The 22,821-nt window shown below is 48.8% G+C and carries 28 protein-coding genes; 26 read left to right on the top strand and 2 right to left on the bottom strand.

The genetic code is table 11. The features are described from left to right. Positions 1 to 5: 5 nt before the first annotated feature. The gene (gene sufC, locus AOA63_RS08230; RefSeq protein WP_053959243.1) at positions 6 to 773 is read right to left on the bottom strand and encodes a Fe-S cluster assembly ATPase SufC; all 768 of its coding nucleotides are present in this window, start codon (positions 771 to 773) and stop codon (positions 6 to 8) included. A 236-nt stretch (positions 774 to 1,009) separates the two neighbouring features. Here sufC and AOA63_RS08225 point away from each other — a divergent pair, with 236 nt between their 5' ends. From AOA63_RS08225 to AOA63_RS08115, 24 genes are all read left to right on the top strand, one after another. Beyond that, positions 1,010 to 1,519, top strand: coding sequence for a YqeG family HAD IIIA-type phosphatase (locus AOA63_RS08225; RefSeq protein ID WP_053959242.1), 510 nt, complete (start codon positions 1,010 to 1,012; stop codon positions 1,517 to 1,519). A gap of 155 nt (positions 1,520 to 1,674) precedes the next feature. After that, positions 1,675 to 1,953 (top strand): hypothetical protein, encoded by a 279-nt coding sequence (locus AOA63_RS19325; RefSeq protein WP_139061527.1) that lies wholly within the window; start codon positions 1,675 to 1,677, stop codon positions 1,951 to 1,953. Positions 1,954 to 1,987: 34 nt separating this feature from the next. Further along, entirely contained in the window at positions 1,988 to 2,782 is a 795-nt protein-coding gene (locus AOA63_RS08220; protein ID WP_053959241.1) for a shikimate dehydrogenase family protein, read from the top strand. Beyond that, positions 2,775 to 3,359, top strand: a complete 585-nt coding sequence (locus AOA63_RS08215; RefSeq protein WP_053959240.1) for a prepilin peptidase — start codon at positions 2,775 to 2,777, stop codon at positions 3,357 to 3,359. The genes AOA63_RS08220 and AOA63_RS08215 overlap by 8 nt, the downstream gene beginning before the upstream one ends. Before the next feature lie 74 nt (positions 3,360 to 3,433). Next, positions 3,434 to 4,603, top strand: coding sequence for a chorismate synthase (gene aroC / locus AOA63_RS08210; RefSeq protein ID WP_278276965.1), 1,170 nt, complete (start codon positions 3,434 to 3,436; stop codon positions 4,601 to 4,603). Then, on the top strand, positions 4,587 to 5,123 hold the full coding sequence (locus tag AOA63_RS08205) for a shikimate kinase (protein ID WP_053959239.1): 537 nt from the start codon (positions 4,587 to 4,589) through the stop codon (positions 5,121 to 5,123). The genes aroC and AOA63_RS08205 overlap by 17 nt, the downstream gene beginning before the upstream one ends. Continuing rightward, complete coding sequence (gene aroB, locus AOA63_RS08200; RefSeq protein ID WP_053959238.1) at positions 5,101 to 6,183, top strand: 3-dehydroquinate synthase; 1,083 nt, start codon at positions 5,101 to 5,103, stop codon at positions 6,181 to 6,183. The genes AOA63_RS08205 and aroB overlap by 23 nt, the downstream gene beginning before the upstream one ends. A gap of 132 nt (positions 6,184 to 6,315) precedes the next feature. After that, positions 6,316 to 7,398 (top strand): glycine cleavage system aminomethyltransferase GcvT, encoded by a 1,083-nt coding sequence (gene gcvT, locus AOA63_RS08195; RefSeq protein WP_053960656.1) that lies wholly within the window; start codon positions 6,316 to 6,318, stop codon positions 7,396 to 7,398. A gap of 46 nt (positions 7,399 to 7,444) precedes the next feature. After that, positions 7,445 to 7,813 (top strand): glycine cleavage system protein GcvH, encoded by a 369-nt coding sequence (gcvH, locus tag AOA63_RS08190; protein ID WP_053959237.1) that lies wholly within the window; start codon positions 7,445 to 7,447, stop codon positions 7,811 to 7,813. Positions 7,814 to 7,818: 5 nt separating this feature from the next. Beyond that, on the top strand, positions 7,819 to 9,150 hold the full coding sequence (gene gcvPA, locus AOA63_RS08185) for an aminomethyl-transferring glycine dehydrogenase subunit GcvPA (protein ID WP_053959236.1): 1,332 nt from the start codon (positions 7,819 to 7,821) through the stop codon (positions 9,148 to 9,150). Continuing rightward, a complete protein-coding gene (gene gcvPB, locus AOA63_RS08180) occupies positions 9,135 to 10,586 on the top strand; it encodes an aminomethyl-transferring glycine dehydrogenase subunit GcvPB (protein ID WP_053959235.1) in 1,452 nt (483 codons plus the stop codon). Before gcvPA ends, gcvPB begins: the two co-directional genes overlap by 16 nt. A 97-nt stretch (positions 10,587 to 10,683) precedes the next feature. Beyond that, positions 10,684 to 11,940: a serine hydroxymethyltransferase gene (glyA, locus tag AOA63_RS08175; protein ID WP_053959234.1), complete on the top strand. Its 1,257-nt coding sequence runs from the start codon at positions 10,684 to 10,686 to the stop codon at positions 11,938 to 11,940. Beyond that, positions 11,940 to 12,368, top strand: coding sequence for a type II 3-dehydroquinate dehydratase (locus AOA63_RS08170; RefSeq protein ID WP_053959233.1), 429 nt, complete (start codon positions 11,940 to 11,942; stop codon positions 12,366 to 12,368). Before glyA ends, AOA63_RS08170 begins: the two co-directional genes overlap by 1 nt. Positions 12,369 to 12,446: 78 nt before the next feature. After that, complete coding sequence (locus AOA63_RS08165) at positions 12,447 to 13,508, top strand: M24 family metallopeptidase (RefSeq protein WP_053959232.1); 1,062 nt, start codon at positions 12,447 to 12,449, stop codon at positions 13,506 to 13,508. Between the two features lie 46 nt (positions 13,509 to 13,554). Further along, entirely contained in the window at positions 13,555 to 14,112 is a 558-nt protein-coding gene (gene efp / locus AOA63_RS08160; RefSeq protein WP_020373306.1) for an elongation factor P, read from the top strand. A 107-nt stretch (positions 14,113 to 14,219) separates the two neighbouring features. After that, complete coding sequence (locus AOA63_RS08155) at positions 14,220 to 14,735, top strand: CD1247 N-terminal domain-containing protein (RefSeq protein ID WP_053959231.1); 516 nt, start codon at positions 14,220 to 14,222, stop codon at positions 14,733 to 14,735. 801 nt (positions 14,736 to 15,536) lie between these two features. Further along, entirely contained in the window at positions 15,537 to 16,445 is a 909-nt protein-coding gene (locus tag AOA63_RS08150) for an ATPase, T2SS/T4P/T4SS family (RefSeq protein ID WP_053959230.1), read from the top strand. Then, positions 16,442 to 16,942, top strand: a complete 501-nt coding sequence (locus AOA63_RS08145) for a stage III sporulation protein AB (protein ID WP_053959229.1) — start codon at positions 16,442 to 16,444, stop codon at positions 16,940 to 16,942. The genes AOA63_RS08150 and AOA63_RS08145 overlap by 4 nt, the downstream gene beginning before the upstream one ends. 17 nt (positions 16,943 to 16,959) lie before the next feature. Next, positions 16,960 to 17,160 (top strand): stage III sporulation protein AC, encoded by a 201-nt coding sequence (spoIIIAC, locus tag AOA63_RS08140; RefSeq protein ID WP_020373302.1) that lies wholly within the window; start codon positions 16,960 to 16,962, stop codon positions 17,158 to 17,160. A gap of 14 nt (positions 17,161 to 17,174) precedes the next feature. Beyond that, positions 17,175 to 17,567: a stage III sporulation AC/AD family protein gene (locus AOA63_RS08135; protein WP_053959228.1), complete on the top strand. Its 393-nt coding sequence runs from the start codon at positions 17,175 to 17,177 to the stop codon at positions 17,565 to 17,567. A gap of 11 nt (positions 17,568 to 17,578) precedes the next feature. Then, the gene (gene spoIIIAE / locus AOA63_RS08130) at positions 17,579 to 18,742 is read left to right on the top strand and encodes a stage III sporulation protein AE (RefSeq protein ID WP_053959227.1); all 1,164 of its coding nucleotides are present in this window, start codon (positions 17,579 to 17,581) and stop codon (positions 18,740 to 18,742) included. Beyond that, the gene (locus tag AOA63_RS08125) at positions 18,742 to 19,239 is read left to right on the top strand and encodes a stage III sporulation protein AF (RefSeq protein ID WP_053959226.1); all 498 of its coding nucleotides are present in this window, start codon (positions 18,742 to 18,744) and stop codon (positions 19,237 to 19,239) included. Before spoIIIAE ends, AOA63_RS08125 begins: the two co-directional genes overlap by 1 nt. A 38-nt stretch (positions 19,240 to 19,277) precedes the next feature. Beyond that, positions 19,278 to 19,790: a hypothetical protein gene (locus AOA63_RS08120; RefSeq protein WP_053959225.1), complete on the top strand. Its 513-nt coding sequence runs from the start codon at positions 19,278 to 19,280 to the stop codon at positions 19,788 to 19,790. Positions 19,791 to 19,832: 42 nt separating this feature from the next. Further along, positions 19,833 to 20,333 carry a SpoIIIAH-like family protein gene (locus AOA63_RS08115; protein ID WP_053959224.1) on the top strand — a complete coding sequence of 167 codons (501 nt, stop codon included), beginning with the start codon at positions 19,833 to 19,835 and terminating at the stop codon, positions 20,331 to 20,333. A gap of 65 nt (positions 20,334 to 20,398) precedes the next feature. Here AOA63_RS08115 and AOA63_RS08110 read toward each other — a convergent pair whose 3' ends face one another. Beyond that, positions 20,399 to 20,755, bottom strand: a complete 357-nt coding sequence (locus tag AOA63_RS08110; protein WP_020373296.1) for a DsrE family protein — start codon at positions 20,753 to 20,755, stop codon at positions 20,399 to 20,401. Positions 20,756 to 20,981: 226 nt separating this feature from the next. Here AOA63_RS08110 and accC point away from each other — a divergent pair, with 226 nt between their 5' ends. Further along, the gene (accC, locus tag AOA63_RS08105) at positions 20,982 to 22,328 is read left to right on the top strand and encodes an acetyl-CoA carboxylase biotin carboxylase subunit (RefSeq protein ID WP_053959223.1); all 1,347 of its coding nucleotides are present in this window, start codon (positions 20,982 to 20,984) and stop codon (positions 22,326 to 22,328) included. A gap of 75 nt (positions 22,329 to 22,403) precedes the next feature. Then, positions 22,404 to 22,805, top strand: coding sequence for an Asp23/Gls24 family envelope stress response protein (locus AOA63_RS08100; RefSeq protein WP_053959222.1), 402 nt, complete (start codon positions 22,404 to 22,406; stop codon positions 22,803 to 22,805). The last annotated feature ends 16 nt before the right edge of the window (positions 22,806 to 22,821 follow it).

Genomic DNA, 22,821 nt, shown 5'->3' with positions numbered 1-22,821 from the left:
CCTCCTTACTGCACCTGATTGAGCAATTCGTTGCGAACCCACTCGTAACCCTTGACTTCCAGTTCCTCGGCTAACCGGTAGTCTCCAGTCTTGACGATATGTCCATCCATCATGATGTGCACCACATCGGGCTTGAGATAGGATAAAATGCGTTGATAATGGGTAATGAGGAGCACACCAAAATTAGGACCGGCCAACGATTGCACTCCTTTAGCCACGACTTTAATGGCGTCAATGTCCAGTCCAGAATCAATCTCATCAAGAATCGCGATACGCGGTTCTAACATGAGCATTTGCAAAATTTCGTTGCGCTTCTTTTCCCCACCGGAAAACCCCTCGTTTAAGTATCGATTGGCAAACTTGGGATCCATTTCTAAAAATTCCATAGTCCGGTCGAGTTTATCGCGAAATTCTTTTAGAGGAATTTGGTTTCCTTCACCCCGCCTGGAATTAATGGCTGTTCGAAGAAAATTGGCGGTAGTCACACCGGAAATTTCACTGGGGTACTGCATCGCCAAAAACAGTCCGGCGCGGGCGCGGGCATCTGTTTTCATGGCCAAGACGTCTTGACCATCTAAAAGCACTTCACCCTGTGTCACATGATAACGGGGATGACCCATTAAGGTTTGGGCGAGTGAAGTTTTTCCCGTGCCATTGGGACCCATAATGGCGTGAATTTCGCCCCCCTTAACTGTCAAATTGACCCCCTTCAAGATGGGCTTGTCATCAATATTTACGTGCAGATCTTTGATTTCCAGTACTGGTGCTGGCATGAGACCCCTCCTACTTCAACCGATTTCCGACTAATTTACTCAGTATTCATATTTAGTGTATTCCACTCCATATAAAAGTCAACCATTGAAAGATTTTCCGAAAACTTGACCCATGCCTTTTTGACGTGTTTAAGTAGACCTTGATAGGGGAAGGACACGGGTGGAACGAATAGGCATATATGATTGTGAATAGTGCATGGTATACTGAATGAAAATAGAGGAAAGGGGGTCAGTGGATGATAAAATTGTTGCAGCCTCGCCTTTTTCTTACCTCTATTTTCGATCTCGATTTGGCCCGTCTGCATGACCGTGGAGTGCGGGGATTGATCATGGATTTGGATAATACCCTCGTTGGTTGGAATCGACCCGACTTAAGTCAAGAGCTGAAAATGTGGTTCCAAGATGTTCGAGCGCATGGCTTTAAAATGTGTATTGTGTCCAATAATATGACCGAACGTGTCGAGCAATTTGCAGAAAAAGTTGGAGTCATGGCAATTCCGAAAGCGGCCAAACCGAGGCGGCGTTCTTTTCGTTTAGCCATGAGAAAAATGGGTACGACACGTCATAATACAGCGGTGATTGGAGACCAAGTTTTTACGGATATTTTGGGCGGAAACCGCCTGCGTTTATTCACTATCTTGGTCCATCCCATCGACACCCATGAATATTGGACGACACGCCTAGTCCGGAAATTAGAGCGATATGTCGTGAGACGCCCGCATTTTCCACAAAGTTTTTCGCACTAGGACAAGGGTCGACAGATTTTGTAACCGCTTCCCGTTAGCATATTGCTTAACGAAGGAAGAGAGGATCGAAATCTCAAATGACAAACACTGTCGGTACGATCTTACGTCACAGGGAACTTGAGGAAATTGTCCGGTTGTTGTTCGAGTCCTATTCCGTGCGTTGTGTAACAATAGAGCCCATAGCCGCCTCGACTGCGACATATCCGGTCACATGTCTTATTATTGACTGGTTTCAGTGTACATCTCGGGAACGTCAGCAAATATTACGATGGGAACAAAACACATCGCGGATGGTGATTGATCTGTCAGGGATGATGGCCCGTTCCCCATCAAGACGCATCTTTAAACCGCCTTTTGCATGGCGTGCCGTAGTAGAGACTGTGCTCCTTCACTCTGCGGGAACAGCACAGGGCCATATGATGAATTACGGATAACCTATTAAGGAATTGTGGAGATGTGACACGTTTTATGGAACTTTTCGCGGTATTCGGTCAACCCATTCATCATTCGCTCTCTCCCCAAATGCATAATGCCGCGTTCAAATATTTTGATCGTCCAGCATTTTACCTTCCTGTTGAATGCCCACCCCATGAGTTGTTGCAGCGTTTGGATGCTTTCCGTCAACTCGGTGGACGTGGAGTCAATTTGACACGCCCATTAAAGGAACTCATTGTCCCCCATTTACACTCGGCATCATCTTGGGTCGAAAAGGCCCAAGCGGCCAATGTGATTGTTTGGCAAGAGGACTCTTGGGTTGGCGATAACACCGACGTTCAGGCATTAATGGCCTATATTCCTGATACTGGCCCCCATTATTTCGGCAAAGTCGCTTGGGTTTTAGGGCAAGGAGGGGTAGCCCGGGCGAGTGTGGTGGCTTTAGAAGCCAAAGGTTATGAGGTCGTTGTTTTTGGGCGGCGTTCCTCTAATAAGTCTTCATGGCATTATCACTGGGTCGAATGGGATAACGATATGTTTCGCCATCCTCACTGCGATGTGTTTGTCAATGCAACGCCCCTTGGACAAATCGGCGAAAATCTGTGGGATGTCCGCCCGGAATTTGACCCTCATACACTTGTTGTGGATTGGGTCTACCGTCCCAACAACACGGTACTTTTGACGCAAGGGCGGGAGGCCGGGTGTCGGGTTGTGGATGGGCTCAGTTTGCTGGTGAAACAAGCGGTGCTCTCATGGCAATTGTGGTTTGGTAGTGTGGGTCCTGAAGATGTAATGACGAACGCGGTTCGCGAGTACTTTTATGGATAACTTTTGGGCTAGTATGCTCGCAGCATTTGTCATGTCCGTAGCAGCGCCTTATTGGGGCTTAACAGAAGCGGTGTCATTGCGCGCCCGAATGATGATGGCGGTTGTGATTATCTTTTTATCTGTTGCTCTGGGCTGGTATGATGGGCACTGGAATCCCCTTGATGATGGGTTTGTGGGATTATGGACGGTTGTAGCCTATGTCGATGCGAAAGAACGTATTATCCCGAACCGTTTTGTTTTACTGACCATACTCTGGGGCGTTGTGGTGACGCCATGGACTCTTCAGATCGCAATGCACGACTTAGCGACGGGATTAGGTCTTTTTGCTTTTTACTTGTTGGTCCATTTTGTGACATCCGGGGGACTTGGCATGGGCGATGTGAAATTTAGTGGGGCGCAAGGCTTTGTTTTAGGGTGGCCTCAAGGCTTATTGGCGTCGGTAGTGGGCTTATGGGCAGCCGGACTCTACTCCCTGATTTTACTCGTCGTGTTTCGGCGATCGCGCGGGCAAGCAATTGCGCTAGGTCCTTTTCTGGTATTAGGAGGATTGGCAGGTCTCGTTGGTTTATTACATTAGGCGTTTTCGTTTTACGTGTCATTAATTACGCGACATGGTATCCATTTAAATTAAAAAAACATGAGGGAAGAAAGGTGGAATATCATTTGGCATTATGGCGGTTCATGACGGCGGGAGAATCTCACGGACCGGGATTAGTTGGAATTGTCGACGGGGTTCCGTCTCAAGTTCCGGTGACGAGTGAATTAATCAATCAAGATTTGGCCCGACGTCAAAAAGGGTATGGTCGCGGGGGACGAATGGCGATCGAAAAGGATCAAGTCGAGTTTTTTGGGGGCGTGCGTCACGGTAAAACCTTAGGCAGTCCGGTGGCGTTGCTAGTCAAAAATCGGGATTTTGTGAACTGGCAGGAATCTATGGCGCCTGATGAAGGCAAACCCGATCGAATTGTGACCCGTCCTAGACCAGGACATGCCGATTTAGTTGGGGGCATCAAATATCAGCACCGGGATCTGCGTAACGTTCTCGAACGCGCGTCGGCTCGGGAAACGACTATGCGTGTCGCATTAGGAGCAGTCGCGCGCAGTTTTCTTCATGAACTGGGCATCGAAGTACGGGGACATGTCATTAGCATTGGAGACGTGCATGCGCCATATAAGGACTATACCTTAGAAGAAATCCTTGCATCAGAAAATTCACCGGTTCGTGTGGTCGATCCGTCAAGTGAAAAAGCCATGACAGACGCCATTGACCGGGCTAAAGAGGCTGGGGACACGTTAGGAGGAATTTTTGAGGTCAAGGCATTCGGCCTGCCAGTGGGACTGGGCAGTTATGTGCAATGGCACCGCCGGATTGAGGGACAATTGGCCCAGGCTCTCCTTAGCATCCCGGCCATGAAGGCTGTTGAGGTGGGAACAGGCATGGCTCAGGCTGATGTGCCCGGTTCAGCCGTCCATGACGCGATTTGGTGGGATAAGGAGCGAGGTTTTAGCCGATTAAGTAACCGTGCTGGAGGTATTGAAGGCGGTATTACGACCGGAATGCCCTTAGTCGTACGCATTGCCATGAAACCCCTTTCAACCCTGCTATCGCCTTTGGGCTCGTTTGACATTGAAAGCAAGGAACCATTTTTGGCCCAAGTCGAGCGTTCTGATGTTACGGCCGTTCCTCCGGCTGTGGTCGTGGGAGAAGCGATGGTGATGCATGTCCTTGCCAATGCCGTTTTGGAGAAGTTCGGCGGAGATAGTTTGCCCGAGATTCAGGAACGGATTCAAGCTTGGGAACGATATGTCCGGGAATACTAGACGCCATATTCTTTTAACGGGCATGATGGGGAGTGGCAAATCGACGATTGGTCAGCGATTAGCTGATGTGCTGAAGTGGCCCTTTTTTGATCTCGATGAGGAGATTGAAAAGCGTTATGCGATGACCATTGGGCAAATCTTTGGCCAGTATGGCGAAGAGATTTTTCGGCAGTGGGAAGAAGAAACACTCGAACGCATGCTGGCGCATGACGTGGCTATCGTCTTGGCGTTAGGCGGTGGAGCCTTACTGCGAGAAAAGAGTCATAGTCTGGTAAAACCTCACCATGTTATTTGGCTTGATGCACCGAGCAGCGAATTATGGCGCCGCGTCAAAGACACGGACCGGCCTTTAGTGGCGCAAGGACAAGAGGCATTTTTTCTGATGCATCAGGCCAGACAGGTTGTCTACGAAAAAGTCGCATCGTTAAAAATCGAATGCGTTGGCGATCCCAGTACAGTGGTCGCAGCCATTTTCCAAGGGTTGGGGGCAGATATTGGTGGACAAGGCAATTGTGATTGAGTCCCAAAGTTATCAAAAATCGGAGGTCATGATTGGTCATGAGACCTTATCAGCATGGCCGTGGTCATCGTGGTTACCTGAAAATGTGCCAGTAGTCATGGTCGTGGATCCGAAACTTGAAATGCGGCTGGAGCCCTTAATTTCCGCTATTGAAACAAATCGTCAGGCCCATTTGGCTGTGGTGCCAAGGACCATTGCGGAACACGACAAAACGCTGGAAACGGTGGCGGCTTTATACCGGGATTTTGGAAAAAACCGGGTGACCCGGGATACCGTTGTTGTGGCGGTAGGCGGGGGTGTCCTGACGGATTTGGTTGGCTATGTGGCGGCGACCTACCTAAGAGGATTACAGTGGATAGCTGTACCTACCACATTACTGGCCCAAGTGGACGCTGCTATTGGGGGAAAAGTGGCTGTAAATACTGAGTTCGGTAAGAATCTTGTGGGGGCCTTTCATCTGCCTTCCATTGTGGCTGTTGATACCGCAATGTTAGCCACTTTGCCGTTAACAGAGTGGCGGGCAGGGCTAGGAGAAGTCATCAAATCAGCACTGATTGCTGGTGGGCGCCTTTATGATTGGGTTCAGCAAAAACAAGAACCTTTGGGCGAACTTACTCCCTGGTGGGCATCTGTTATTGCTGAAACCGCAGCACTTAAGGCACGTGTCGTGCAGGCTGATCTTTACGAACAAAATCAACGCATGTTTTTAAACTTTGGTCATACCGCAGGACATGCTCTCGAAAACTATTTTGGTTACGGCACACTTACCCATGGAGAAGCGGTGGGACTCGGAACGCTCGTGGCCCTTCGTTTGTCCGAACGCGTGTTGGGACTCCGAAAAGAAATTCGTGAACAGGTTATGGAATGGCTTAGACAGTGGGGGCTTCCTACCAAGAGCCAGCCGTTCGATCCTGTGAAAATCTATGAGATTATGGCCCAAGACAAAAAAGCCCGAGCTTATGGGTTACAGTGGGTCTTATTAAAGGATATTGGAGATCCCGTGGTTACTCGGCAAGTAGATTCGCAACAGGTGCTGGAGGCACTAGAGGAAATTCAGTGATGATCTTTAAAAGAATTGCTTGGGGCTAATTGCGATAGAGGAATTGGCAGGGTATCATCAGTAAGGGACTTATAGGAAAGCGGTAGAAGTGGTATGTTAGGCCTAAGTTTTTATAAAGAAGAGGGGAATCGATTGAAGACAACACCACTAACCGCATGGCACAAAGAGCATGGTGCCAAAATGATGGAATTTGGCGGTTATGACATGCCTGTGGAATACCAGGGCATTATCCAAGAACATGAGGCAGTCCGTCATGCGGTCGGGATGTTTGATGTATCGCATATGGCGGAGTTTCTCATTGAAGGAGAAGAATCTCCACGGTTTTTAGATGACTTGGTGACGAATACCCCATCGCAATTGGAAAGCGGTCAAGCTTTATATACGCCAATGTGTTATCCCCATGGGGGCACGGTTGATGATTTGTTGATTTATCGCATCGCCCCCCAAAAATTCCTTATGGTTGTGAATGCCGCCAACCATGATAAAGATTGGACATGGATTGTCGAACAGGCTCAAAAGTATCCTAGTATTCAGCTTATTGATGTCTCGGAAGAAACGGCATTAATTGCGGTGCAAGGACCTCTGGCAAAAGATCTGATCCAACCTTTAACATCCACGAACTTGGACACGTTAGATTATTATCATGCAGCTTTTGATGTTCCGGTAAATAACATCAATGTCCACTTGTCCCGTACAGGATACACAGGCGAAGACGGTTTCGAACTGTATGTCAAGGCGGACCAAGCTTTAGCCTTATGGGAGAAATTTTACGAGCTAGGTGTCAAACCTGTCGGACTAGGAGCTCGCGATACCTTACGGCTGGAAGCACGATTACCCTTGTATGGGCATGAGTTGTCCGAAGACATTTCTCCACTGGAAGCAGGCCTGGGAATCTTTGTCAAGTTTGATAAGACTGATTTCATTGGTCGTGAGGCCCTTTGGAATCAAAAGACAACGGGCTTGACCAGGAAAATTGTGGGGATCACGCTTGAGGGCGGTATTGCTCGCTCGGGATATGCGGTTTCGAATGCCGAGGGAAAACCCATTGGAGTGATTACCTCAGGGAGTTATTCACCGACTTTGAAAAAACCTATTGCGTTAGCATTGGTTGAGAGTTCCTATGCAAAACCCGGACAACACTTTTCAGTCATGATCCGCAATCGGGCGGTGCCTACCCTCAGTGTCAAAACCCCATTTTATCGTCGACCGATTTGAGTGCCTTACTGAGAAACTAAGATAAATCCATTGAGGAGGAACTACCGTGAAAATCCCGGAAAACCTGAAATATACCAGAGATCACGAGTGGATTGATGACGAAGGGCGTGTCGGAATTACCGATTATGCCCAGGAATCGCTCGGGGATGTGGTTTTTGTGGAACTCCCCCAAGTGGGGCAAGTGGTTAAAACAGGAGAAGCTTTTGGCGTCGTAGAATCGGTAAAATCCGTATCGGATTTATATAGTCCAGTTGATGGCACAGTTACAGCTGTAAACGAGGCGCTCAATGAAACTCCAGAGCTCATAAACCAAGATCCCTACAACCAAGGCTGGATTATTCAAGTGGATGTTCAGGGATATGGTGAAGAATTATTAGATGCGAAGGCTTATCAGCAGCAAGTCGAAGGAGAATAAATTCATTGCGCTACATTCCTCACACTGATGATGATAAACAGGCGATGTTAAAAGCCTTAGGTTACACTTCCATTGATCCGCTATTTGAGGATATTCCCGAAGCAGCACGTCTTGGCAGGTTGCTTGATCTTCCACCAGCCTTGTCAGAATTGGAATTACAACAACATATGGCACAGTTGGCCGCTGAGAATCGGAATGTTCAACAACTAACTTCCTTTCTCGGTGCGGGATTTTATGATCGGTTTATTCCTGCCGCTGTAGGGCAATTAGCGGAACGCGGCGAATTTCTCACGGCTTATACCCCATACCAACCGGAATTGTCGCAAGGAACTCTCGCGGCAATTTTTGAGTTTCAGACCATGATAGCTGGACTCTGTGGAATGTACGCGGCGCAAGCGTCGATGTATGATGGGGCTTCTGCCGTCGGCGAAGCCGCCCTGCTTGCTTTAGCTCAAACGGGTAGAGAACATTTAGTGGTATCGCGCTATGTTCATGCCGACAGCCTTGCCGTCGTTCGTACCTATGCTCATGCCCGTGGTGCCAAGGTTATGGTTGTGGATTCGCTCGACGCGTTGGAGAAAACCTTAGCCGCATATCCTGTCGCTGGGGTCATTTGGCAATATCCTGATATTTTGGGACATTTTCGTTCGTTGCCCGATGCTATTTCGCTCGCTCACCAGTATGGTGCGTTAGCGATTGTATCTTCCGATCCGGTAGCATTAGCACTATTGAAGCCGCCGGGGGAATGGGGAGCGGATGTGGTCGTAGGAGAGGGACAACCGCTAGGAAATCACCTGAACTACGGGGGTCCCACCTTCGGTTTCTTTACCGTGACCGAAAAGCTAGTGCGGAGAATGCCTGGACGCTTAGTCGGACAAACCGTCGACCATCATGGAAATCGCGGATTTGTGTTGACATTGCAAGCTCGCGAACAACATATCCGCCGGGAAAAAGCGACCTCCAATATTTGTTCCAATCATTCTCTGAATGCTTTACAGGCCACCATTTACATGGCCTTATTAGGTCCCGACGGGCTCAAGCAAGTCGCGGAACTGTCTATGCATAAAGCGCATTATCTTGCTCAGAATTTGGAACGTATCGGAATGGTCCGAATAAATCCTGACGAGCCATTTTTATATGAATTTGTCGTAAAAGTTCCAGGCTCCGTGTCTTCTTTAAATCAGCACCTCTTAAGCAATGGAATTTTAGGCGGATTTGACTTGGGACAATGGGATCCAGCCTTTGAGGGACTTTGGCAAATTGCTGTTACGGAGAAACGTACTCAACAAGAATTAGATGCGCTGGTCGAGGAGGTAAAAAGATGGATGTCCCGGTAATTTTTGAACGTTCCGTTCCTCACCGGCAAGGCGTTAGGCTCCCGGAGTGTGATGTACCTACGGTTGACGTCGCAAAAGAACTGGGGTCGTTTTTGCGTACCTCATCGTTAAACTTACCGGAAGTGTCGGAATTGGATGTCGTTCGTCATTACACCTATTTGTCCTCCCTCAATTACGGGGTCGATACCGGATTTTATCCTTTGGGATCGTGTACCATGAAATATAACCCGAAAGTCAATGAATCGGTGGCATCCTTGCCAGGTTTTGCCGATTTGCATCCGCTTCAGCCAGATGATACGGTTCAGGGCATGTTGACAGTCATGCGTGCGTTAGAAGACGGATTAGCTGAGATTTCCGGCATGGACGCGGTGAGTCTGCAACCGGCAGCCGGGGCACATGGTGAACTGACGGGCATTCTCGTTATCCGTGCATATATAGAAGCTCAAGGACAAAAACGCACGACGATTTTGGTCCCCGATTCCGCCCATGGCACCAATCCGGCCACGGCAGCCATGGCCGGATTTAAGGTCAAGGTTGTCCCCTCTAACGCCAGAGGTGGGGTGGATGTTCAGAAACTTCGTGAGATCGTCGATGAAGAAACGGCTGGATTAATGCTCACCAATCCTAATACCTTAGGTCTTTTTGAAGAGGATATTCTGGAAATCGCGGATATTGTACACGGCGTTGGAGGCCTATTATATTATGACGGGGCTAATGCCAATGCGATTATGGGCAAAGTCCGACCGGGTGATATGGGCTTTGATGTGGTCCACCTGAATTTACACAAGACCTTCTCCACGCCTCACGGGGGAGGTGGTCCAGGAGCTGGACCTGTGGGCGTGAAAAAGGCCCTAGAACCGTTTTTGCCGTTGCCTCGCATTCAAGGTCATGAAGGACATTGGTATTGGGATTACAATCGTCCCCAGTCTATTGGCAAAGTCCGGTCGTATTATGGGAATCCGGGGATTTTAATCCGGGCCTATGCCTATCTCAGAAGTCATGGCGCCGAGGGATTAAAAAATGTGTCTGAAACCGCCGTGTTAAATGCCAATTACCTTTTGCACTTGTTGAAAGAACGCTACCAAACACCCTTTAACAGGCCGGTCAAACATGAATTTGTGTTGTCTTTGACCCCACAAAAAAAGCGGGGGGCTCGGGCGCTCGATGTCGCCAAGCGGCTTATTGACTATGGAGTCTATCCGCCGACAGTTTATTTCCCATTAGTTGTGGAAGAAGCGATGATGGTAGAACCGACGGAAACGGAAAGCAAAGAAACATTGGACCGTTTTGCCGCATCAATGATCCAAATTGATGATGAAATTGATACCAATCCAAGCCTCTTACATGAGGCACCCCATCATACCATTGTGAGCCGGTTGGACGAAGCCCAAGCTGCCCGTCATCCTGTCTTGACATATTTCCAAAAAGATGCGTAGTTAAGAGCTTCAGGAGAATGGTGCGCTCTTTCAACACAAGAATGGGTTCTTTATTATCTGAAAGGTTCGATCATATTTTTCGAGGAGGGATTTTGTGATGGCGCGCCATGATTTAGATGTGTTAGCGCAAGTTGATCCAGAAGTCTATGAAGCGATTATTCATGAAGAAGAACGACAATCTAACCATCTTGAGTTAATTGCATCGGAAAACTGGACCTCAAAGGCCGTTCGTCAAGCTGTCGGATCGGTGATGACGGATAAATATGCAGAAGGGTATCCCGGTCACCGCTATTATGGTGGTTGTGAATATATGGATGTCGTTGAACGGTTAGCGCAAGAACGTGTCAAAAAGTTGTTTGCGGCGGAACATGCGAATGTTCAACCCCATGCTGGTGCTCCCGCCAATTTAGCAGTATATTTCACCGCATTAAAACCGGGCGACCGCGTTCTAGGCATGAATCTTAGTCACGGGGGACATTTAACGCATGGAAGTCCGGTGAATTTTTCCGGAAAACTCTACCAGGTTGAAAGCTACGGTGTTGATCAGGAGACAGAACGTCTCGACATGGATCAGGTTCGGGAGATTGCTAAGGCTTTTCAACCCCACATGATTGTGGCGGGCGCATCGGCGTATCCTCGTATTTTGGATTTCAAGGCTTTTCGGGATATCGCTAACGAGGTGGGGGCTCTGCTCATGGTCGACATGGCCCATATTGCAGGCTTAGTCGCTGCAGGACTTCATCCGAGTCCTGTTGGATTCGCAGATTTCGTGACGTCGACTACCCACAAAACATTGCGAGGCCCGCGTGGAGGATTTATTTTAACGAATGAAGCCTGGGGAAAGAAAATTGACAAGACCATTTTTCCTGGGTTGCAAGGTGGTCCCTTGATGAATCTGATTGCGGGGAAAGCGGTGGCGTTTGGCGAAGCATTAACGCCGAGTTTTCGCCAGTACCAGGTGCAGGTGGTAGAAAATGCTCATCGTTTGGCCGAGCAATTAATGGACCGTGGTTTACGTTTAGTGTCTGGTGGCACGGATAATCATTTGATGTTGGTCGATACCAAACACAGCGGCATTACCGGGCTTGAAGCACAAGAACGTCTGGCTCAAGTGGGTATTACGGTGAACAAAAATACGATTCCCTTTGAAACCGAGAAACCTACCGTCACCTCAGGGATTCGTTTGGGCACGCCGCAAATTACGACCAGGGGATTTAAAGCCGAACAAATTGATGCGTTGGCTGATATTATCGTGCAAACCATTCAGGCCCCACATGATTTTAACCCAGAACCCTTAAGGCGACGGGTGGAAGCTCTGGCTCATGAATTTCCGCTTCCCGGGTTGGATGACTAATGAAAATTGCAATTGTTAATGGTCCTAATCTGGGCATTCTGGGCAGACGTCAACCGCAAATTTACGGCAACCGTAGCTGGGATGACATTTTTCAACGTCTTCAACAGCGTTTTCCAAGGTGTACGTTGGTGTATTTTCAGTCCAATCACGAAGGTCAGGTTATTGATTATTTAGAAAGCCTGGAAGAGCAAGGAATCGAGGCCTTGATTATTAATCCCGGAGCCTGGACACACCAGAGTTATGCGATTCGGGATGCCTTAGCTGCTTTGTCCATGCCTATTGTGGAAGTGCACATCAGTAATATCTATGCGCGAGAAGATTTTCGCGCCCATTCGCTCACTGCACCCGTTGTGACAGCTCAATTAAGCGGATTTGGAACCGAAGGTTACCGGCTAGCTGTGGCCTATTTGTGCGAGGAACAGCTGTAACACAAACGAGTGCCTGGCGTTCACTGGCCTTAGGCTCAGGGTGTGAAGATTAGTGACAGAGGGGAAGAAGGAAAGGGCATGTCTCGTGCAACGCGTGTGTGGCAAAAAACTCAGGATTTAGATGCTCTCGTGATCTGTTCCCCTCAAAACCGCTATTATTTAAGTGGTTTTACAGGATCCGCCGGATGTGTGCTCATTGACGGGGAACACCGCTATTTATTAACTGATTCACGCTATGTGTTGCAAGCTCGGCAAGAGGCACCAGACTTTGAAATTATCGAAACCCGGAAGCCATTTGACTCCGTCGCCTCTTTGGCCCGAGTGCACGAATACAAACGCATCGGGATTGAAGCCCAACATACCACGGTTAAGACCTATGATGAGATTCAACAACATTTTCCCGACATAACGTGGGTTCCAACGACGGGGTTAGTGGAGCTTGAGCGGCGTGTCAAAGATGAGACAGAGCTGCAATGTTTGCGACAGGCTGCTCGCATTGCTGATGAAGCCTTGGCCGTAGTGCTGAGTCAGATTCGACCAGGAATCTCTGAACAAGATTTGGCCATCCTCTTAGAAACAGCTATGCGACAAAAAGGATCGGAAGGGCTGTCGTTTCCCACCATTGTGGCCTCGGGACCAAGAGGTGCTTTACCGCATGCGAAGCCGTCTGAACGGCAACTGCAAGCAGATGAATGGGTCACAATTGACTTTGGCGCCGTTTACCTGGGATATCATTCGGATGAGACGGTTACGATACCAGTAACCAATCAGGCGCGGTCTCGGCAATTACAAGCAATCTATGATATTGTATATCAGGCTCAAAAAGCGGGAATTGCAGTTGTCAAACCAGGAATTTTGGCGTCAAAGGTTGATGAAGTGGTCCGTCGCGTTATTATAGAAGCGGGGTTTGGTGAGTACTTCGGACACGGAACCGGTCATGGTGTGGGTTTGGATGTTCACGAGGACCCGTTTTTAGGCCCTAAACCGGAGCATGATGTGGTTTTGGAAGCAGGAATGGTGATTACCGTAGAGCCCGGCATTTATCTTCCCGATATTGGTGGGGTGCGATTAGAAGATATGCTGGTTGTAACCCAGGAGGGCTCAGTAAGGCTCACTTCATGGGATAAACGTTTAAATTAAATCTATTCTAGTGATGATGTCAGATGGGAATGGGAGTGGATAACGGGTGATTTCTTCTAACGATTTTCGTAATGGTGTAACCATTGAACTCGATGGCGTTTTGTACCAAGTCATTGAATTTCAGCATGTGAAGCCAGGCAAGGGTTCGGCTTTCGTCCGTACTAAGCTCAAGAATTTGCAAACCGGTGGTGTCGTAGACCGGACATTTAACGCCGGAGAACGCGTCCCGAGTGCCCGGGTCGAAAAACGGGAGATGCAATTCTTATATAGCAGTGGAGACGATTATACCTTTATGGATACCGAAACCTTTGAACAACTGACCTTACACAGTGCTGATATTGGCGATGGGGTACGTTTTCTCAAAGAAAATATGACCTGTTATGTCATTTTATACAAAGGTAGCAGTATTGGTGTCGACTTGCCCAATAGTGTGGATTTGAAAATTGTTGAGACAGAACCTGGCTTTAAAGGCGATACCGCAACGGGTGGCACGAAACCGGCCAAGCTGGAGACCGGAGCTATTGTCAAAGTTCCCTTATTTGTTGAACAAGGCGAAGTCATTACTGTCGATACGCGTACGGGGCAATATTTAGGACGCGCTTAACACTCATAACGGCTGAAAGACTGGGACGATTCCCAGTCTTTTTTTATGCATGAAACCCGTCCAAAAGGGAGAAAGTATAGGACGTAATGGCTAAGGAGGTGTGATGAATGGCAGATCTTCGACGCAAAGTTTCGCATCTAGTGGGCTTGGCTGAACGATATGATGTGGGTTCACGAAGTCGTGAGGGAAAAATCATTGAGGAAATGATTGATGTTTTGAGGGATTTGGCCCTGGATGTCGAGGAAGTGTCCGTGAACCAGGCGGAAATGGAAGACTTTCTTGACGAATTGGACGAAGACCTTCTTGATGTCGAAGAAGAAGTGTACGGCGATAGCGACGTCGATGAGGATGACACCATGACTTTCGACGATGACGACGACGATACCCTTCTCGATGACGCATTTCTTGATGATGACGATCTCGATGAACCTTCTTATATTGCGCTGGAATGTCCCGTGTGTCATAAGGAATCGTCTTATAACGAAGCATTATTCGAAAGAGACGGCATACAGCTGTCCTGTCCGCATTGCGGCAATGTGATTTATGATAGCGACGAAGACTGCATCATCATGGAACAATCCGACGATGATGATGACGAAGACGATTATACGTCCTACCGTTAAATCATTAGCCTTACCGGGATAATGGTAACATTGTCTTGGCCCGCAACTTTAAGGGTTGCGGGCATTTTATCTGATGGGAAAACTCCGTCGTTCAGGGCGGAGTTCAGTGCTGACCCCTTAGGGGTCCATCCGGGCCTGCAAAGGTATTGCCCAATGATGGAGAAGGGGCTCCACCAACCGATTTAGCAAAATCACTCGGCGACCAGAGATTCCCGCGCCATAACGCCCGCCCAATGCATGGATAGGACTGCTGACAGACCCGTATCTACACAAATCGCCGGGCATCATACGGAGCCGGAACCCAATCCTGCCAACGCTCATGCAAGCAGCGCTTGTGATTAAACTGGATCCACTCGGTCGTTACCGTGTATCCCTGGAGCCATATCTCAAAAACCTGATTCCGCTAACATTCTGCTTTGAGCACACTGTTGTCATCGTGCCCGCCAAGGCTAAGACGTTGCCCGGACCAGTCTAGCCAACCGACAGGGTGGGAGAGTATCCTCTTGGCATCCACTGGGGGGCTCCTTCACTTCGGTTAAAGAGGCCCGGGCGCTTTTTAGAAAATCCTGGTCAATGGCTATCGCTAAATCTTTTTCACCTAAGAGTGGCTTCCATGGGTGATTTCGATGGGGGCTTGTTGTCAAGCGTTCTTTAAGGCCCGGTTTTCCTCCGGGTCCTGTTGGGTAGCAGTCTGCATCCCTTAGGGCGGAGAGGTTCAATTGGTTAGCATAACTTGTCTATCCCCTCCATAGATATCAAACAACTGGGACAGAGTTCCAGTTGTAGACAGGAGTGAGGGTAATGGAACCTTGGGGCTATCTTCCAAATCCATGGAGAGATGCAATTTTCCAGCTTTCTTCAGATAAACTGGACAATTTGGAAGAAGTGCGGTTTCGGCTGGATCGCCCTGTTTATTGTTATGGTCCCTATTGGGTTGAACCATTAAAAATAGGAGAACAGGTATTAATTGGAGGCCAGCGTGACCTCGAGTATATCGTAGGCGTTATTGCCCAACATTCTCTCTACGCGCGAACTGAAGAATTGCGGCACGGTTATTTGACTCTGCCGGGGGGACATCGGGTGGGAATTGCCGGTAAAGCAATCTGGGAAGACGGCAAAATTATCACGATGGGAGATGTGACGGGGTTAAATTTTCGAAAAGCACGGCATGTTGAAGGACTAGCCGATGCGCTGTACAACATCTGTGCTCGCAAGCAGCTGGATCTCGAATCGTTTCTTATTGCGGGGCCTCCCCGGACTGGGAAAACCACTTTATTGCGGGATTGTGCACGATTTTTTAGTGACCAGGGTGAGCGAGTGACGATAGTGGATGAACGCTCGGAACTGGCGGGCTATCATGATGGTCACTACGGATTTGCTTTGGGCTTGCATCTTGATGTCTTAGATGGATGGCCTAAGGCGGAAGGGCTGAATGTGGCCATTAGAACGCTCGGTCCTGACCGGGTCATTGTGGATGAAATTGGCACCCACGAAGATTTGCTGGCGGTTAGGCATGCCCTTCATGCTGGTGTCAAAGTGGTGGCGAGTGTCCATGCCCAAACCTATGACGATTTAGCTCGCCCAGGTTATGGGGAACTGTCGTTGGGAAATCTGTTTGATGCCGTTGTGTTCCTACACAAAGGAGAGACGCCCGGCATGATTCATGAAATTTGGCACCATCAAAAGCAAATCTGGAAGGGTCCGTCATGAAACTGGTTGGGGCGATTTGGATTATTGCCGCCGCATGGTGGATAGGACGATTGTTGGCAAAACCCTATCGTCAACGGATTGTCTGTCTGGAGCAAGGCCTAGGACTTTTAGACCAGTTGCGGGCTGAAATTGGTTGGCATCACCGTGTTCTCACAGAGGCTTTTAAACGCGCTAGTTGCTCCTATTCCGCATGGAAGCCGATGGCCGATTATCTTTCGCAACAAATCGATCAGCACGAGACCGATTTTACGACGGCCTTTCATCATGCGCTTGACCGGGTTCTTGGATTGTGGACCAAGGATCGTGATATCTGGGAGAACTTGGGACAAGTGCTCGGAAAATCTGCGGTGGACTATCAATTGGAACACCTTCAATCGGCCCATCACGAATTGGCACGACAATTAACCGATGCGCGTACTCAGGGGTTAAAAACGGCGCGAATGATGGAAGCATTGGTCTCATTGACCGGCGTGGCCATCGTAATCGTTCTCATCTGAACGAACGGGGTGAAGATATGACGAACAATATTGATTTAATCGTGCGTCTGGCAGGCATCGGCATTCTGGTCACAGTGGCTTACAGCGTGTTGGAACGCCTAGACCGGAAGGAATGGGGACAACTGGTCGCCTTGGCAGGAGTTGCTGTGGGATTCCTTCTGGTTTTACGCGAGGTGCAGCAACTGTTCAACGCCGTGCGCACCATGTTCAACCTGTAGAAGGAGGAGGTGCCGTGCACACCATACTCAAATTGGTATCTTTGGGACTTATCGGCACCGTTTTCTTGGTGATCATCCGGGAAGAACGCGGAGATATTGGAGTGATTCTGCGGCTGGCCATAGGAGTTGCTCTTCTCCTGCTCCTGGTCTCTCCCTTGGCGCAAGTGTTATCCGGCATATTGCAGTTAGTCGATCAGGTCAAAATCCGCGGAGTGTATTTAGGTTTATTACTACGGGTGATTGGCATTGCTTATGTGGCAACATTTGCAGCGCATATTGCCAATGATTCTGGAGAAGCGGGAATTGGCTGGCGCATTGAAGTGGGGGCCAAAATCGTCATTTTAGCTCTGGCATTACCGTTAATTAGTGCCATCTTACACACGGTGTTGAAAATGATTCCGTCATGAGGAGTGGGGAAATGCTAAAGCGCTTTTGGATTTGGATCGTGGCGGTGGGGATGATTGCGGGATTATCTCCGGCTGTTTATGCCCAAGGAATTGATACGCTCGTACAACACCAAGCGGAAAGCGTCAATACCCAGTCGCTAGATCATCAAATCTCACAGCTCGTCAATCCCTATCCTCAAATTCATATTCCTACCGTCCAGGAAATGGCTTCAGACCTGCTGCATCACAAGAATCCCTTTCCGTTGAAGACCTTGTTGTCAGCCATGGGGCAGGCTATTGCTGGAGATTTAGCGCAAGAAGGCCGGGTGTTAGGGGTCATTTTTCTTCTTTCGGTGTTGGCAGCGATTTTAGCAAGGTTGACTCAATCCATTGATGGAGCGGGACGAATTGCTGAGTTGTCAGAAATGGTGGTGGTTTCCGCGCTCATTCTGATAGCATTGCACGCCTTTGGGGTGGCATTGTCTATGGTGCATCACCTGTTGACGGATGTGGTGCATCTTATGGAATCTTTAATTCCCCTGCTAGTGGTATTGATGGCAGGCAGTGGGGCGGTGGCATCGGCCGGCATTTTTCACCCCGTGATGATGCTAACCGTCAATTTGGTGGCCGTCTTAACCCGGTCGTGGGTGCTGCCATTAGTACTGCTTGCGACCATTGTGGATTTGGTTGGCCACTGGCTCCCCAACTTTTCCCTAAAAAATTTGGCCTTGTTGCTGCGTCAAACCGGGCTGACCTTATTGGGCGGGTTAATGACGTTGTTTTTGGGGGTGATGGCGGTAGAAGGGTCGGCGGGCTCAGTGGCGGATGGCGTCACATTGCGTACAGGGAAATTTCTGGCTAATACCTTTGTGCCGGTGGTTGGAAAAGCGTTTTCTGATGCCATGGAAGCGGTTTTAGGATCCTCGATGTTGCTTAAAAATGCGGTTTCGGTTGTCGGGGCTTTAACCATCATTGTCCTCGTCGCATTTCCCTTGATCAAACTCTTCATAATGATGGTGCTCTATCGTTTGGGGGCTGCGGCAACAGAACCCTTAGGCGTTAGCGGAGTTAATAAGACCTTAGAAACGATGGCCACGGCGGCGGGATGGTTGCTGGCAATTACCGGCTCCGTGGCGCTCATGTTCTTTTTGATGATTACGGTTGTGGTGACCGCATCCAATGGAGTGGGGCTGTAATGATGGCTTTAATTGGGCACTGGGTGAAGTCGCTGATTATCATCGTATTGCTGGGCAACCTTGCGGAATTTATTCTTCCCAAGGGCGATTTGAAAAAATATGCTGGGCTCATCGTGGGTTTGGTTTTGTTGTTAGCCATGGTTTCTCCCATTTGGACTCTGATGCACCAATTACAACATTCTAGTGCGTCTAGCGCGTTGTTGGGACCGGGAACAGGTACTAATTTTACTGCGCTAGTGCAACAAGAACAGCTGGCCCAAGCCGAAGCAATGGTAATGAGTTATCCCCAGGTCATCTCCTGCCAACTGACCAGGAGCGCTCCCGGACACTATCAGGCCCTGGTGAAAACCAATGCAACCATTGCCGAACACACGCTTTCGCAGTATGTCCAAGATGCTTTAGCGATAACAACCGGCGAGAGTGCCTCCTCCCTTCACGTCCAGGTCATTGTTGTGAATCCGGCACTAAAGCGCACCGTTACGCAAATCAAACCATAAATGCGGACCACTACACGGGTCATAAGGGGAAGATTGCAATGTCCAACAATTTTCAGGAATGGTGGAAAAAAATTTCGGCGCAGGACCGGCCCCAATTATACCGTCTGATAGGAATCGGGCTATTAGGAGTGTTGTTATTAGGATTTGGCAGTTTTGGTCCTTCTGTTCCGTCCCCGCCCCATTCATCGGTGCCCGTGACAAGTAAAGGACCTTTAATGGCTCAAGAACAAGAAGTATCGTCACAACTCCGTCAAATTTTGGAGGCCATTCCCCAAGTTCACCAGGTTTCCGTGGCTGTGACATTAAGTCGCAGTATGACGTCACAATATGCCTCATCGAATGCGAGCGGTCAGGGGTCCTCTCCGGTAGTCTTGACAACCAATTCCGGGGAGACGGTCGTACCCCTCGATGAAATTGGTCCGGCTGTGGAAGGTGTGGTTGTGGTCAGCCCGTCGGCTCACAATCCGTTAATTCGCGCGGAGCTGGCCCAAGCCGTCGAAACTTTATTACAAGTGCAACCTTATCAAGTGCTCATTTTGCCATCGACCTAAGCCTAGGCAATACGAAATTCATGATTGAGAGGAGAGAATACCATGAATCGTCCCCAAATTGTCCGATTTGCTGCATTTGTTACCGTGTTAGCGGTGTTGTTGGGATATGTGGTCTATCACAGGACGTCCCCCAATGCCACGGCGTACACGACTGTCTCACCGCAAAAACAGCAAGCCCAGAGTGTTACAAATTTGGAAAATTATTTTGTGAATTACCGCATGCACCGAGACCGCGTGATGACCGAAGAAATTGCCACGTTGAAAGCCTTGATCAGTAATCCCTCGATATCGCAGTCAGCCAAAGATGAAGCCACGGCGACCATGGTCCGGGATACGCAAGAATTAAAAGAAGAAACCCAAGCCGAAGGTCTGTTGTCCGCTCGCGGGTTTCCCTTGAGTGCTGTGACTATCACTCAAAATAAAGCAGTCGTCGTAATCGGAGCCTCTAATCTCGATTCCGAGCAAATTGGGCGGATCGCTGATACTATTACTGAAGTCACGAGTTTGCCGCCTCAAGATGTGGTGATCCTTCCGAAATCCTAACATGAGCAAAAAGGAGCGCGTAAGGCGCTCCTTTTCAATTATGTTCAATCGCGATAACAAATGGGTTAAAACGTTAAGACCTTATAGCCTTCTAAAATCTTATGAGCGACTTCTTCGCCACCCCGCACCACTTTGGCTTCAAACATTTGATCCATGGTTAACCCGAGATTTTCTAAAGAATTTTCACATACAGCAATTTCAATTCCAGCTTCTTTCATGGCTTGAAGTTGTTGACCAAATTGCGGAGAATTCTTTTGATTGGAACGGAGAATTTCAATACCAGGGCCGAGTGCCAAAAATTCGACAGGCATTTGCCCAAATTTGCGCATCATCAAGGTCATTTGCAAGACAGCATTGGCCCGGACAAAAGCTTCTTTGCCGGTTGTTAGGACCACAAGGGTTGGTTGCTTGTTTTCCATCATGCGACTCCTCCTTTTTGTAGATCATTGTGAACAATTTCAGCATACCACAAATTGGTCCTTATCATGTTTCAGATTATGAATACCGTGTTTTCAACAAATGATAAGGTAAGGCAGAACACCAAACATGGAAATAGAAACAAAAAAGGCATGGAGTGGGCATAGGCAAAAGTCTAGACAATCCTGAATGATTGTGGTCTAGTAATGAAAGAGAATCGGAGGTGTCATCTTGTTTAACAAAATTTTAGTCGCAAACCGGGGCGAAATAGCCATCCGGGTAATGCGTGCTGCTCGGGAACTCGGCATTAAGACGGTTGCGGTGTATTCGGATGCCGACAAAGAGGCCACGCATGTCAAATACGCGGATGAAGCTTTTCCTATTGGACCGGCTCCATCCAATTTAAGTTACTTACATATCCCAAATATTATTAACGCGGCAGTACAAACAGGAGCGGAGGCCATCCATCCCGGTTACGGATTTTTGTCCGAGAATCATCATTTTGCTGCCGTGTGCCAGACATGGGGCATTAAATTCATTGGGCCACCGGCCGATGCGATTGAGAAAATGGGAATCAAAGCCCAAGCCCGGCAAATGATGATGGAAGCAGGTGTTCCTGTGGTTCCGGGAACGGCAGGCACGGTGGAAAATATTGACGAGGCGAAGCGGATTGCCGAAGAAATTGGTTATCCTGTTATGGTGAAGGCGTCATTCGGCGGCGGGGGCCGGGGAATACGGGTTGTCGAATCGCCAAATGAATTGGAAGAAGCGTTGGAACGCGCCAGCCGGGAGGCAAAATCCGCCTTTGGGCAGGGAGATGTGTATATCGAAAAATACTTGCGGCAACCCCGTCATATTGAGATTCAAGTGCTCGCCGACAATTATGGGCATGTTGTGACATTGGGTGAACGTGAGTCGTCACTGCAGCGGCGACGGCAGAAAGTTTTGGAAGAAGCGCCTTCGGTAGCCATGACCCCAGAATTGCGGGCCAAAATGAGTGAAGCTGCCGTTCGGGCCGCCCAAGCCGTGAACTATACGAGTGCGGGAACATTAGAATTCTTATTGGATGAAAATGGGCAATTTTACTTTATGGAGATGAATACGCGGGTCCAAGTGGAACATGCCTGTACTGAAATGATCACGGGCATAGATATTGTAAAAGAACAAATTCGTGTGGCCGCGGGACTACCATTGTCGATCACGCAAGATGATGTGGAACTCCGGGGATGGGCTATTGAATGCCGTATTAATGCTGAAGACCCGGCTAATCAATTTCGACCTAGTCCCGGCAAGGTGACCGTTTGGCAGGAACCGGGCGGACCCTGGGTGCGCGTGGATTCGGGGGCGGAACCCGGCTATCAAGTTCAACCGTTTTATGATTCGCTGTTAGCCAAAATTGTGACGTGGGGACGGACTCGTGACGAAGCGATTGAACGCATGCGACGGGCGCTCGGCGAATTCCATATCGAAGGTGTGAAGACGACTTTGGACTTACACAAACAACTCATGGACGATGAGGAATTCTGTGCCGGCCGCATTCATACCAATTTCTTGGCTGAACGCATCAAGGGCGCGTAAATCCCAGGCGACATGCATCCAGAAAATATCTTAATCACTGGTCTTAATGCCAGTCACGGGAGGGGAGGATCTATTATGGCAGACACGTCTCAAGAAATTAAAACCGTACCCAGTGTGCGGATTGCCAATGAAGTGATTGCAGTGATTGCCGGGATTGCTGCTTCAGAGGTTGACGGCGTAGCGGCAATGAGCGGGGGACTTACCGGTGGCATAACCGAAATGCTGGGGAAAAAAGCCGCCAGTCGCGGCGTCAAACTGGAAGTGAAGGATAACCGGGTCAGTCTTGATCTGTACGTGGTGGTACAATATGGCGCAAAAATTCCAGAAGTTGCGTCGCGTATTCAAGATCGGGTAAAAGAACAAGTGGAATTGATGACCGGACTCACCGTTTCCGATGTGAATATTCATGTCCAAGGAGTCTCCTTCACATCCACCGAAGACGAATCCTCGGGAAGCCAAACAAGTTCAGAATCCTAAGCGGTTCATAAAGGGG

The organism is Sulfobacillus thermosulfidooxidans (assembly GCF_001280565.1).
Taxonomy (GTDB): Bacteria; Bacillota; Sulfobacillia; order Sulfobacillales; family Sulfobacillaceae; genus Sulfobacillus; species Sulfobacillus thermosulfidooxidans_A.
This window is presented reverse-complemented; position numbering and strand designations above follow the sequence as displayed.

What these genes read in the sequence shown, in the direction of transcription:
- AOA63_RS08100 (WP_053959222.1), top strand. Translation starts at nt 22,404, where the DNA reads ATGGCAGACACGTCTCAAGAAATTAAAACCGTACCCAGTGTGCGGATT.
- AOA63_RS08115 (WP_053959224.1), top strand. Translation starts at nt 19,833, where the DNA reads ATGAATCGTCCCCAAATTGTCCGATTTGCTGCATTTGTTACCGTGTTA.
- sufC (WP_053959243.1), bottom strand. Translation starts at nt 773, where the DNA reads ATGCCAGCACCAGTACTGGAAATCAAAGATCTGCACGTAAATATTGAT.
- AOA63_RS08110 (WP_020373296.1), bottom strand. Translation starts at nt 20,755, where the DNA reads ATGATGGAAAACAAGCAACCAACCCTTGTGGTCCTAACAACCGGCAAA.
- spoIIIAC (WP_020373302.1), top strand. Translation starts at nt 16,960, where the DNA reads ATGACGAACAATATTGATTTAATCGTGCGTCTGGCAGGCATCGGCATT.
- AOA63_RS08170 (WP_053959233.1), top strand. Translation starts at nt 11,940, where the DNA reads ATGAAAATTGCAATTGTTAATGGTCCTAATCTGGGCATTCTGGGCAGA.
- AOA63_RS08125 (WP_053959226.1), top strand. Translation starts at nt 18,742, where the DNA reads ATGATGGCTTTAATTGGGCACTGGGTGAAGTCGCTGATTATCATCGTA.
- AOA63_RS08145 (WP_053959229.1), top strand. Translation starts at nt 16,442, where the DNA reads ATGAAACTGGTTGGGGCGATTTGGATTATTGCCGCCGCATGGTGGATA.
- AOA63_RS08220 (WP_053959241.1), top strand. Translation starts at nt 1,988, where the DNA reads ATGGAACTTTTCGCGGTATTCGGTCAACCCATTCATCATTCGCTCTCT.
- spoIIIAE (WP_053959227.1), top strand. Translation starts at nt 17,579, where the DNA reads ATGCTAAAGCGCTTTTGGATTTGGATCGTGGCGGTGGGGATGATTGCG.
- AOA63_RS08225 (WP_053959242.1), top strand. Translation starts at nt 1,010, where the DNA reads ATGATAAAATTGTTGCAGCCTCGCCTTTTTCTTACCTCTATTTTCGAT.
- AOA63_RS08215 (WP_053959240.1), top strand. Translation starts at nt 2,775, where the DNA reads ATGGATAACTTTTGGGCTAGTATGCTCGCAGCATTTGTCATGTCCGTA.
- AOA63_RS08120 (WP_053959225.1), top strand. Translation starts at nt 19,278, where the DNA reads ATGTCCAACAATTTTCAGGAATGGTGGAAAAAAATTTCGGCGCAGGAC.
- glyA (WP_053959234.1), top strand. Translation starts at nt 10,684, where the DNA reads ATGGCGCGCCATGATTTAGATGTGTTAGCGCAAGTTGATCCAGAAGTC.
- AOA63_RS08165 (WP_053959232.1), top strand. Translation starts at nt 12,447, where the DNA reads ATGTCTCGTGCAACGCGTGTGTGGCAAAAAACTCAGGATTTAGATGCT.
- gcvPB (WP_053959235.1), top strand. Translation starts at nt 9,135, where the DNA reads ATGGATGTCCCGGTAATTTTTGAACGTTCCGTTCCTCACCGGCAAGGC.
- AOA63_RS08155 (WP_053959231.1), top strand. Translation starts at nt 14,220, where the DNA reads ATGGCAGATCTTCGACGCAAAGTTTCGCATCTAGTGGGCTTGGCTGAA.
- AOA63_RS08205 (WP_053959239.1), top strand. Translation starts at nt 4,587, where the DNA reads ATGTCCGGGAATACTAGACGCCATATTCTTTTAACGGGCATGATGGGG.
- AOA63_RS08150 (WP_053959230.1), top strand. Translation starts at nt 15,537, where the DNA reads ATGGAACCTTGGGGCTATCTTCCAAATCCATGGAGAGATGCAATTTTC.